We start from the raw sequence: 11,939 nt of genomic DNA on the forward strand, positions 1-11,939 counted from the left end.
TATTTCAAATCTTTATATGAATATTCCTTTACAGCCAGACAATTGGCTGAAGAATGACAGTTGTTTATAGACTCTACACATCCTAAGTAAGGATATACCTTACCTTTTAAACCAAATCTATCTAACTCCTGTAAGATAGAATTAACTTCATCAGTATTTTTTTGTCTATATTAATTCTTAAAGATATATTGGGTAAAACATCAACAGATTTTGATAGATTATCTAATATTTTATGGAAAGTGCCTTGTCCATTTTTTAGTGGACGCCTCTTGTTATGCATTTCTTCATTTCCACCTAAGGTTATTTGGATAGAATTAATGTTTATCTTTTTCAATTTTATTGCAATATCCCTATTCAAGTTATATCCATTTGTTACGATAGAAGAATTATATTTGATATCTTTCTCTTTACACATTTTCATAATAGCTTCCAACATTCTCTTTATAATATCAAATGCTAATAAAGGTTCTCCTCCGTACCATGATATATGTATATTTTCTAAATATTTGGATTGACCTTTTATATAATCTATTATTCCTTTTTAAACTTCTTCTGTCATGAATATGTTTTCTTCACGAGGTTTCTCATAACAATAAATACAATTAAAATTACAATTCATTGTAGGTGCAATGGTTATGGACAAGCTTTTGTTATCGAATCTTGAACTTAGGAGCCTGAATCTTAATAATTCTAATTCATCAATATCATCATCAATTAAAAATTGTCCCCTTCTTAAATCTTTTACTAATTCCTCATCATCAATAGGAATATGCTTATCTTTAAAATTCCTATACTTAGAATACTTTTCCTTTTCAATTAATGCTAATGAGTTAGTTCTGGAATTGTATGCAATCAATTCATTGGAATCCCTTGGAAATTCATAAAAGAAATTATATTCAGATGGTTTCATATAACCTTGGCTCCTTTCATCTGTTAACTCATAATAATCGCGTCAGGCTTATCAAGATCAATCTAATATTTTTACATTAGTATAGATGCCTAAGCCTTCAAAATAAACCCCATAGACATTTTTTCTATTTGGATGTATTCTAATAACTCTGCTAGTGGATTTTCTAGTAGACCCTATTATTTCATTATGTATATCAATATAAGTATTTATTATTTGGTCATCCCTAACCATAAAATGATTAAGATTAAAAGAATCCCCCGTTCCTATACAATCCATTTTCCCATTGTTTACCATATAATACATGGGACCTATGTGCTTGCGAATTATTTTATCGGATTTTAAATCAAGAAACTCTATATAATATTTGCCTGAATCCTTTTCTTCAATTGACATAATTATTCCATTGGATAATAGATTATATGAACGGATTCTCTTATTTAAATCTAAGGGCTTCTTTAATAAAAAACCATCTTCGTTAAAAATATAGAAAAAGGCCTGCTCTCCTTCATCTATAGATAACATCATTTCTTTACCATTACTATATATTCTACTATCTAACAATTTAATATCCTTGTACTCAACTATATTAATTACAGAATCATCTATAATTTTATTTATTCCAAATACCTCTTGATTGTTTACCTTTTTGTTATAAGAATAATAAATATCACCGTTTAGGGTAGCCAAAAAAGGAACATCATAATAAAAGTTTATTACAAAGGAATCTATATTTGTCATTTTATTCCCTTTTATTTTTGCTATATAACAATGGACCTTAGATGCATTTAAGCTTTCTAAATCATCCTTATGGTCACTGTATGTTATTATTACTTCATCACCCTTAACAGCTACATCGTAACATTGTATAGGACTTTCAAACTTATAAATTTCTGATAATGTATCTTTATTTAAATCATACTTCATTAATTTTGAATGGGTTACAGGAGGACCAAATTCAGTGGCTTTTGTAACATCTTCAATTTCAATAGTAGGATTTCGTATGCCAAAGATTAACACATCATCTTTAACACTAAAAATATCGATTTCTGGCGTCTCTAGTGTAACTCCATGTTCTTCTAAACTTTTTATAATATCATACTTTTCAAATTTGACCTTAACTTCCTGCACATCTTTTCTTATAACATCTTTTGTCTTATCTAGCGATTCCAACTTATCTTCATTGTTACATCCAAAGAGGAAGAAAAATATACTAACAGATAGCAAAATTAATAACAATTTTCTATTAAGATTTTCCATAAATAGACCTCCTAAATTTAGTTCTCCTTTTTTTAGATGGAGATATTAACGGTAAAATGCCTGCTCATTCCCTCTTCCCAAATATTTCCAAATACTAAGTTTTGATCAATTTTTTAATTCCTCTTTTCTAAAATAAATCCATATTTTAATATAATAGGGATAAATCATAACTTAGAAAAGTTACTCTCATCATTCATTTCTAATATTAAATTTATTTACCTTATTATAAACATAAATTTCCAATTATTTCAATACAATTCAAATTAGATTAATTTTTGGGAAATCTATGATAATATTAAATGCTATGCTATTTATAAATTTTCAGTATAAAACCTAAATTTTTCCTTCAATTACCTACAGTTACCAATACTAGCCATTAGTACTTTATAATAATTCATTTTTAGTAATTTCATAAATACTACAGGATATCAGATGAATGAGAACAAAAAAGTTAGATTTCAAACAATCTAATTTTTTGATTCTATTCGCACCACTTTTCTTATAATTAGCACCAAAATTAATAAAAATTAGTATAAATATGCTATATTATTAATAAAGTATAAACATATTTTGTCTCTAATCCATTTATATTTAACAAAATCAAAACTCTCCAACTTTTACCTTTAAGAGTGAGATGATTGTATTACAATCTATATGAATTTGGCAAAAACATACAGAGTATGAGAAGGCGTTTAAAATTAACCCAGCATAATATTTCAAATCAAACAGGATAAGCATTGAAACGTTGACAGAATCTATCCACGACAAACCCAACGAAACTATGGGTAAATTAATTGAGACCTTAAAAATGGCTACACCAGAATTTTCACTTTCTAATTATAAATCCTTTCTCTATAATTCTATAGAATTAAGGATACTAATGAATATGATACTTATAACGGAGAAGATGGAAACTATTGAGAAAAATTAGAAATTATGAAGTTCTGTATAAAAACAGCGGAACATAATGATAACATATATCCAGAAATATGTTAGTTCCTGAACCTATAATTACAAACTTAGACGCATATAATCACAAGCTACTTGAAAAATGCCTTAAGACTAAGAATGCCATTCCCCCATAAAACATCAATAGAAAAGCTTTTTATTTGATAAAAAGCCGATAGTTGTAATAGTCGATAGGCTAGTATATCACTCACACATGCTAATATCTACAGGGAAAAGTTATCGTATAGCAAATTAAAAACTATGCTGACAATTGCATTGTAAAATTGCATTTTAAATGGCCAAAAATTGTATTTTCATATTGCCAAACACATTAATCCATATACAATCTTTTTTTCATTACAAATATTTTCTACCTTCCATAAATCCATTGTTGAAATACCACTATTATTCTTTAGCATTAAAAACATTGTAAATAGCCAATGAAGATTCCTCCTACATTAATTACCGTTACCTTCATACTTCTTCAATCCTCTATCAAAAAATTTTTTTGATATAATAGCTAAAACACACAAGATAATTCCTTCTACTAGAAATACATTAAATCCTATATTAACCTTATTCAAAAAAAAGTTTGAAGGATAATAACTCAGAAATCCTAATGGTATCACAAAAGTTAGAATTTTCTTTAATACTGTACCAAATATAGACATTGGATATTTAACAAACTGGGCTAGAAAAAAAATGCTATCTATTGGTGTAAAACTATATCTAGTATAGAATAAAATAGTTTCAGCAATAATTGCTATACCACCAAAAATTAAACTACCCAAAATCATAAATACAATAACATATCCGATAGTGGTAAAATTAATTGCAATATTCAGGTTTAAAAATGAGTACAGTATAATAATAAATCCTAATATTGTCTGAAATATAGATCTTTCGTCAAAGCCTGATATCATAATATGAAAAATTGGTGGAATTGGTCTTATAAGCATAGTCTCAAATTCACCTGAAAATAAATAACCTTTAAGGCTCCTAAGGTTACCAAATAAAAACATGAAAAATCCATAATTAAGAGTATAAAACCCATATACTAATAAAACTTCATATAGGTTCCAACCACTTATTTCTGGTACCGCCTCAAATATTAGATAAAAGAAACTCAAATTTAAAGATTGGGTAAGCAATATACAGAATATTCCTAAATAAAAGTCAACTTTTGTAAACGGCAAGTACTTTTCCTTAAATTTCGGAAAATAATTTTCCCGAACAATTTCCAGTTTCTAATCCTCTAAAAAGGATTTTCTATGTGTAAGCCTATAGCTTTTGCCAGTCATATTAAATAACTCACATTTATAGGTAAGCCTGTCTAATATAGCTGTAGTTAATGCTGGGTCTCCTAATAATTCGTTCCAATCTCCAAAGCCCTTATTTGATGTAATTATAATTGAAGTCTGTTCGTGTAAGGCTGATATTAACTGGAAAAACATATTAGCTTCCTCGCGATTAATTGGTAGATATCCAATTTCATCAATAATTACAAGGTCTGAGGAATGTATTTTATTTATCTTTATCTTACTCTTTCTCATTATATCCTGTGTTTTTAATGAATAGACCAAATTGTCCATTGAGATGAAGCTTACCTTGTATCCCATATCTATAGCTTTATAGCCTAATGCTATGGCTAAGTGAGTTTTCCCTACACCAGGAGGACCTAGGAAGATAAGATTGTATATCTTATCTATCCAGTCCATTTCTAGAAGCCTGTTTATATGTCTTTTGCTGATAGACTTTTGAAATTCAAAATCAAATTCTTCTATTGTCTTTATTACAGGAAATCCTGCATTTTTTAATCGAGTTTGTTTTTTCCTCTGCTCCTTAGCAATTATCTCTTCATTTAATATTTGGTAAAGAAATTCTTGATATGATAAATCTTCCTTTTCTCCATGTTCTATGAACTCGTCTATCTTTTTTTGCAGATTTAATAACTTTAGTTCTTTGGCATATTCTTTTATATAATCAATTTTACCTATCATCTTATCCCTCCAATGCTTTTACATATTCTGATGTATCCCTAATTTGGGTTTTAATATCATATCTTTGAGGGATAGAAGGGATGTTTTTATTAGCTGTTTCTAGTTTTTGGTTATCTAATTCCTTATATTTCTCACCTAAAAATTCAATTGCATCTCTAAAACTTACAGCACTGAATATCTCTCTTTCTATGCAATATTTAAGAGATTCTTCTATGAGTTTTTTCTCTACATTTTTACAAGTGTTGCATATTAAACTGTATTGGTCCCTGATGTATCTTGGTTTTTCAATCCTAATTCTATCGAGAAAAATCTTGGCTTCATTGGTGTTGTTCAGTACATTTAAAGCTTTTTCATATAGTTTGTCTATCTTTAAAGTTTTATCCCTTTCAGGATGGCTAATCTGTATTAATTTCCCTTTCAGTGTGCATTCATTATGCTCTGCTAAAATTTTACCTGTATCCTTATCTATTATCTGAATAATACCATCTAAATTACGAACTCCAACTGTTTTTCCTGGTTCATAGGTTCCTTTTGGTACTTGATATCTGTTTTGTTTGTAAGAAATTGTATTGTCTTTTCTTACTGTATAGGTTAAAATTGAATTAGATGGTACATTTCTAAATGTTTGTGATACTGGAAGAAGGTATTTCTTTTCGAGGAAGAATACTTCTTTCGGTATCTTTTTTGTTGTTCCATGAATATTAGCATTTCCTGTTCTATCTAACCACAATAGACAATCTTCATTAAACTTGTCTATATCAACAAAAGTTCTATTCTTTGCAAAATTATACTTTAAATATTTGACAACTGCTTCTATTTTTCCTTTGCTTTCTGGGTCATATCCTCTATACATTCTTACTCTAATTTTCATAAAGTCTTTAAAGTTTTGAAATTCTTCTGTAAAAATTATGTCTCCATAGTTTTCATCAACTGCTAATAGTCTGTCTTGGTCATATACTATTTCGTGGGTTTTACCTCCAAAGTATTCAAAGGCCTTAATATGAGCATCGATAAAATCTTTCGTTGTAAATGGCTTGTCCTGCCAATAGGCATATTTCATTCTAGAGTGAGACAGTACCATAGCAAAGGCATAAAGTTTAACTCTTTTTCCATCTGCATTGTTAAGCCATATTTGTCCAAAATCAACTTGTGCCTGATAGCTCATTGGAAGTTCTTGCACTGCTTCATGTTGTCTTTTAGATACAACCTTTGGAATATCATATTTATCTCTTATATATCTTACATAGTTTCTCACACTCCTATGTGTGCATTTAATATCTCCATATCTTTCCTTTAACCAATCCAAAATCTGAGCTGCACTCATGTCTGGAAAATCTCTTAACCAACCTACTATCTCATCTTCATATTCATCTAGTATTTTCTTTCTAACCTTCACTTTTTCCATATTTTCAGCAAACTCCTTTACCTGCATATTCCAGTATTTAGATACAGTCCCATAGTCTAAATCTAAATATCTTGATACTTGAGATTTCTTTAGCCCTAATTCTTTCATGTTTTTAATTTCATTAAACATATGCCAACCCTTCAATCCCATTTTCTATCTACCTCCTGTAAGATATTTTACAGGAAAGTAGATTTGTTTCATATACAACTGGAAAAATTTCAGGATTCTTATTTTCCGAAATCTCATGATTTTATTTTACCACTTACAACTTTATATTCTGAAAGCCTTTTTATATTAAATTTGATAAAAGTAATTATAATAGATATATAATACAGAAAAATTTTCAAATTTTACCCCCCATTTATAAAAACTTGTTTTCTTGCCAAATTAAACAAATACCTTCCTAATAATATAAACAAGACAATCCACCCAGCCTGGCGTATTAAATACATTAAAAAATAGTTAATACTCCAATAATTTTGATAAATATCTATTGGAGTAAAAATTATCCCTGAAAAAGGTAATATGTTAATAGATATGTATTTAAGATATTCAGGAAAGAAATCAAGAGGTATTAACTTGCCCGAAAAAAAAGATATTATAGTGAATTTAAAAGTGTTGATTCCCCAACTGTTTTCAGTCCAAAAACAAATCACACCTAAAACAAAATCGAATGTTATTACGGTCAAAGCAGACAAGAATATACTAATAATAAAGTAGACAAAATTAACTGGACCATCTAGCGGCAATACAAATATTCGAAATAGCAAAACTGAAAAAAGTGATATCATTGACATAGGAATTATAATTCCTATATTCTTAAATAAAAATTGCATTTGATAGTCTAATGGCTTAAGCAAGGTATAGGCTATATTGCCTGATCTTATATCAATCGACATAAAATAGATATTGGGATATATGAAGATATTAGATATTCCTACGCTTAGAACTATATAATTAATCATTTGAGAAAAAGTCCGTCCATTTAATATATCTCTCCCCCCATATATTCCTTTCCATAAAAAATAGGATAAAAAAATTTGGGAGATTAGACTAAATATATTTTCTAAAATAATCCCTCTATCAAATATCTGAATTTTTATTCCAATTTTTAACCATTCAAAGTATTTTGATAAACCTAGCCTACCCACCTAATCCACTCCTCATTTTGATTCTTGTAGATAAATATTTTCTATTATATCCTCAAATTTAAAAGAAGATATACTATAATCTGTAATTACACAAATCTCATTCATTTTATCTAAAACATGTCTTATATTATCTATTCCTCCATCTTCAATATGTAGAATTAAATTATTATTATGGATATCTTTAATCTGCCCAAACCTTTCAACTATTTCTAACAGATTTTGTTTGTCAAGTTCTATAACATTTCTAAATGTTATAGATAATACTTTTTGTTTATTATAAGATGCCTTTAATTCTTGAATTTTGCCATCATACATAATTAGTCCTTTATCTATCAATATTACTCTATCACATAAATCTTCAATGTCATGCATATTGTGAGTAGTAAATATTATAGTCTTTTGATATTGTTCATTCAATTCTTTGACAAATGATAACACTCTCTTTTTAGTTAATATATCCAATCCTATGGTAGGTTCATCTAGATAAATTACATCTGGCCAATGAATAAGACTTCCAGCAAACTCACATCTCATGCGTTGACCTAAACTTAGCTTCCTCACTGGAATTTTCATAAGTTCTCCTATATCTAGCATATTGTCTAAAAATTGAATTCTTCTTTTATAATCTTCATCTGCTACATTATAGATTTTCTTTAATAAAATAAAGGAATCTTGAACTGGCAAGTCCCTCCATAACTGCCCCCGTTGCCCAAACACTACTCCAATATTCATGTTATTCTCCCTTCTATTTTTAAAAGGATTAATCCCATTTACCCTTATACTGCCTGTATCAGGATTTAATATCCCACATAACATCTTTATTGTCGTAGATTTCCCAGCACCATTTAAACCAATATAGCCAACCAATTCTCCCTTATTCACAAAGAAACTAATGCCTTTAACAGCTTCTTTGTAAATATATTCTCTACTGACGAGACTTTTAAAAAATCCGTCATCTCTTTTGACAGGAATTACAAAAGTTTTTGTGATATTATCTACTTCTATCATGGGAGCCTCCTTACATTTCTATACACTTTATAAATATAAATAACAGATCGAAACCTTAATTTTGGTTAATAATTCAAATGCAACATAAACAACCTCTCTTCAATTTTTTCATTAAAAACAAGTGTTTAATAAAGTCATTCTATTATAGAAAATTTCGCACCATTTCTCATGATTAACTTTCAAAATATGTTATTTAATCTCCCACTTTGGACAATAAGGGTCATTATCAAATACATTGTAAGTATATATGTCAGAAATAGCAGGGCAACCTCCAACACATAATCCATTTATGTACGATTCACAAGATATGCAACTATCCCCAGCCTCAAGATTTCTCATAAATACAAATTGCTCATTAGAATCCCATATTTCCTTAAAATGTTTATCAAAAATGGACTCCGAAAAAATATTTCTTCTATCAAAAAATTCTTTTAAATGCACACATGGAAACAAATCACCATTTGATGATATAGTTACAATATACGAACCAGCTGCACATCTCTTTAATCCTAATTTAGTACGAATCTCGTCATGTTCCAAAATAAATTCTCCATCTGGAGTAACAACCTTACCGAATGCATATTGAGATAATGAAGTTTTCTTTGCAAATTCCTGTATACTTTTCTTTACCTTAACAATTTTATCCTTCCAATGACTATCATCTAATTTAATCAGATTAATTTGCCCTTTACCTGCCCTTCCTGTTGGCATTACTAATGAAAAAGAAACATTGGTGATTTTGTTTTCTAACAGCATATCTAAATATTGCTCTATAGTATCTATATTATAATTATTTATTACTGTATTGACACCAAAATTAAAATTATTATGCTGCAAATACCTGATCTTATCCATGACTCTTGAAAAATTGCCTTTTCCCCTAATCATATCATGTGCCCCTTCTATTCCATCTAATGAAATTGAAACTCTAAAACATTGATTGCTGTATTTAGATAATGCATTTACAAATTTATCATTTATAAGTAAACCATTGGTGGTTATCTGTATTGTAAAATTTTCTTCTATTATTAATTCAATTATTTCATATATTCTTGGATGACATAAAGGTTCTCCTCCAGTAATACTTATTTGGGGTACCCCTAATTCTTTTAATTGCATTATCACATATTCTATTTGTTCCATACTCATTTCACTACCTTGTCCAAAATCCCCAAAACAATGTTCACATCTTAAATTACAAATATCAGTAATAGTTAAATATGCTTTTATTGGTGCAGATAAAGATTTTTCAGTTGGCTTATTTATTATAATATCAGCATTAATTTTATTATCTTTAATTAGACCCATTTTGCTTAATTCTTTAATATATTCAACAACATTATTTCTCTCGATATTGTCATAAATCAATATTGTTTTTTGAATACCCATCTGAGCAATGTTAAAAATTATATCAAAACCAAACATATCTATAAAATAGAATTCAAAATTATCCCTATCATATAACAATCCACCAAAATTTTCTTTTCTCAACAAAAACCTAGATCTCATAATAAACCCCTTTCTATGTTTTAGAATAAATCACAGGAGATTTAACTCCTGTGATCTTTTTAATCTACTCTTGGATGGGCATTTAAGCTAACCTTTTTTATTATGGGTTTTCTGATTCTTTTCATCATCTCATCTCCTAAAGTTAACGGGTATCATCAAATATAATGACACCTAAATTTAAATCCACTCACTCATCAAGTTTTAAAGATAAAAGCCTCATGACCTTGACAGCCTTCAATTCTAACAAATAACCCTAGTCAGTGATAAGAATATTATTTTCATACATCAAATTTAGTAAATAGCTATGATGTTTAATGTTACTATAAGCTATTTTGTATTATCTCTCTTCTCTTACATTTATTTACTTAACGTTATTATATTTATTAATAAAGTATAAATCAATCCAATTCAAATTGGGTTGACTTTTTTGAAATCTATGGTATTATTTAGAAATTATACTATTTATGTTTTCTTACTCTCATATCTTTATTTTGCCTCTTCAAAGTTCCCAATTAATAAAATTGGTTATCACCATTCTATCGTTATATAAAATCCATTTTCTAGATTTTATAATTGCTATTAGTTGTTAATTTATGACAAAATTTAAAACAAAATACTATTCGTACCGTTTTCCCTACCATTCGTACCGAAATTAACAAATTTTAGCATGTATATGCTATACTATTAATAAGATATAAGCATATTTAATTAGTAATCCATCCATTTTTAATAAAAACAAAACTCTCCAACCTTTGAGTTTAGGGGTGAGATATTTGTATTATAATCTATATGAATTTGGTAAAAACGTACAAAGTATGAGAAAGCGTCTAAAGTTAACCCAACGTGATGTTTCAAATTTAACAGGAGTAAGCGTTGAAACATTGAGGAAGATTGAAAATGGTAAGGTAATTCCAAAGCATGAAACCTTGGATCTACTATCTCTTATATTAAAAGAAGATTTGAACCAACTTCTACTCAATTATAGAATTAATAATTATAATAAATTTGAACAAGCCATCAATAACATCGACTATAAACTTTATATAAATGATTATGAAACCCTTCAAATTGAATTAGATAAGTTAGAAACCCTTTTGAATAATAGCATAAGTAAATATTTTTCCAATTTACTAAAACAATTTATACTGCTGACAGAATCCATCATTTTAAATAAAAATCACGACAAACCCAATGAAGCTATGAGTAAATTAATTGAGGCCTTAAAAATGACTACACCAAAATTTTTACCTTCTAATTATAAATCCTTTGTCTATAATTCTATAGAATTAAGGATATTAATGAATATGGCGCTTATAATGGAAAAGATGGAAACAATTGAAAAAAGTTTAGAAATTATGAAGTTCTGTATGAAAACAGCGGAACATAATGATAACATATATCCAGAAATATGTTATAATTTAGCCCATACATATCACAAACTGAAAATCCATGAAGAGGCTTTAAAATACTCAAATTTAGGTATAGAATACTATGTTAAACATAAAAATTATAATGGAATAAGCCTTTTATACTTTAGAAAAGGGATTGCTGAGTATTTTCTTCATCATAACTCTTTTATGGATTCTTTAAATAAATCCATAGTTTTATGTGAAATTTTTAGGCAATTTAAATTGAAGGATATGATCGTAGGCAATTGTAGGAAGTTTTATGGTATAGAATTGTAAGTCCTATTTATACAGTCAAAAAAGAATCAGCCATAAGAGCTGATTCTTTAATATCAATTTAGCTCA

At 28.2% G+C, this 11,939-nt stretch carries 11 protein-coding genes; 2 read left to right on the forward strand and 9 right to left on the reverse strand.

Features of this window, described 5'->3' with window-relative positions; genetic code table 11:
* Nucleotides 1–121: 121 nt before the first annotated feature.
* The 3 genes from BLV68_RS15690 to BLV68_RS04735 are packed head-to-tail and all read right to left on the reverse strand — an operon-like array spanning nucleotide 122 to nucleotide 2,167.
* Nucleotides 122–535 carry a radical SAM protein gene (locus BLV68_RS15690; protein WP_327192041.1) on the reverse strand — a complete coding sequence of 138 codons (414 nt, stop codon included), beginning with the start codon at nucleotides 533–535 and terminating at the stop codon, nucleotides 122–124.
* Between the two features lie 6 nt (nucleotides 536–541).
* Nucleotides 542–910 carry a hypothetical protein gene (locus tag BLV68_RS15695; RefSeq protein ID WP_200773646.1) on the reverse strand — a complete coding sequence of 123 codons (369 nt, stop codon included), beginning with the start codon at nucleotides 908–910 and terminating at the stop codon, nucleotides 542–544.
* Between the two features lie 57 nt (nucleotides 911–967).
* Nucleotides 968–2,167, reverse strand: coding sequence for a hypothetical protein (locus BLV68_RS04735; protein WP_093751355.1), 1,200 nt, complete (start codon nucleotides 2,165–2,167; stop codon nucleotides 968–970).
* 745 nt (nucleotides 2,168–2,912) lie between these two features.
* On the opposite strand from BLV68_RS04735, the gene BLV68_RS15400 reads away from it, so the two are divergent.
* A complete protein-coding gene (locus BLV68_RS15400; RefSeq protein ID WP_093751357.1) occupies nucleotides 2,913–3,098 on the forward strand; it encodes a hypothetical protein in 186 nt (61 codons plus the stop codon).
* Between the two features lie 475 nt (nucleotides 3,099–3,573).
* Here BLV68_RS15400 and BLV68_RS04745 read toward each other — a convergent pair whose 3' ends face one another.
* From BLV68_RS04745 to BLV68_RS04770, 6 genes are all read right to left on the reverse strand, one after another.
* Nucleotides 3,574–4,311, reverse strand: a complete 738-nt coding sequence (locus BLV68_RS04745; RefSeq protein ID WP_159428613.1) for an ABC transporter permease — start codon at nucleotides 4,309–4,311, stop codon at nucleotides 3,574–3,576.
* Nucleotides 4,312–4,362: 51 nt separating this feature from the next.
* Nucleotides 4,363–5,115: an IS21-like element helper ATPase IstB gene (gene istB / locus BLV68_RS04750; RefSeq protein ID WP_093751361.1), complete on the reverse strand. Its 753-nt coding sequence runs from the start codon at nucleotides 5,113–5,115 to the stop codon at nucleotides 4,363–4,365.
* Between the two features lies 1 nt (nucleotide 5,116).
* Nucleotides 5,117–6,670, reverse strand: a complete 1,554-nt coding sequence (gene istA, locus BLV68_RS04755) for an IS21 family transposase (protein WP_200773647.1) — start codon at nucleotides 6,668–6,670, stop codon at nucleotides 5,117–5,119.
* A gap of 200 nt (nucleotides 6,671–6,870) precedes the next feature.
* Nucleotides 6,871–7,671, reverse strand: coding sequence for an ABC transporter permease (locus BLV68_RS16245; RefSeq protein WP_093751363.1), 801 nt, complete (start codon nucleotides 7,669–7,671; stop codon nucleotides 6,871–6,873).
* Between the two features lie 12 nt (nucleotides 7,672–7,683).
* Entirely contained in the window at nucleotides 7,684–8,679 is a 996-nt protein-coding gene (locus BLV68_RS04765) for an ABC transporter ATP-binding protein (protein WP_093751365.1), read from the reverse strand.
* 189 nt (nucleotides 8,680–8,868) lie between these two features.
* A complete protein-coding gene (locus BLV68_RS04770) occupies nucleotides 8,869–10,188 on the reverse strand; it encodes a radical SAM/SPASM domain-containing protein (protein WP_093751367.1) in 1,320 nt (439 codons plus the stop codon).
* 764 nt (nucleotides 10,189–10,952) lie between these two features.
* Here BLV68_RS04770 and BLV68_RS04775 point away from each other — a divergent pair.
* Complete coding sequence (locus BLV68_RS04775; RefSeq protein WP_093751369.1) at nucleotides 10,953–11,873, forward strand: helix-turn-helix domain-containing protein; 921 nt, start codon at nucleotides 10,953–10,955, stop codon at nucleotides 11,871–11,873.
* Nucleotides 11,874–11,939: the final 66 nt, after the last annotated feature.

It is taken from the genome of Tepidimicrobium xylanilyticum, assembly GCF_900106765.1.
In the GTDB taxonomy this organism is placed as follows: Bacteria; Bacillota; Clostridia; order Tissierellales; family Tepidimicrobiaceae; genus Tepidimicrobium; species Tepidimicrobium xylanilyticum.

Coding starts and splice junctions, on each gene's coding strand:
- BLV68_RS15695 (WP_200773646.1), bottom strand. CDS start 910: ATGAAACCATCTGAATATAATTTCTTTTATGAATTTCCAAGGGATTCC.
- BLV68_RS04735 (WP_093751355.1), bottom strand. CDS start 2,167: ATGGAAAATCTTAATAGAAAATTGTTATTAATTTTGCTATCTGTTAGT.
- istB (WP_093751361.1), bottom strand. CDS start 5,115: ATGATAGGTAAAATTGATTATATAAAAGAATATGCCAAAGAACTAAAG.
- istA (WP_200773647.1), bottom strand. CDS start 6,670: ATGGGATTGAAGGGTTGGCATATGTTTAATGAAATTAAAAACATGAAA.
- BLV68_RS04765 (WP_093751365.1), bottom strand. CDS start 8,679: ATGATAGAAGTAGATAATATCACAAAAACTTTTGTAATTCCTGTCAAA.
- BLV68_RS04770 (WP_093751367.1), bottom strand. CDS start 10,188: ATGAGATCTAGGTTTTTGTTGAGAAAAGAAAATTTTGGTGGATTGTTA.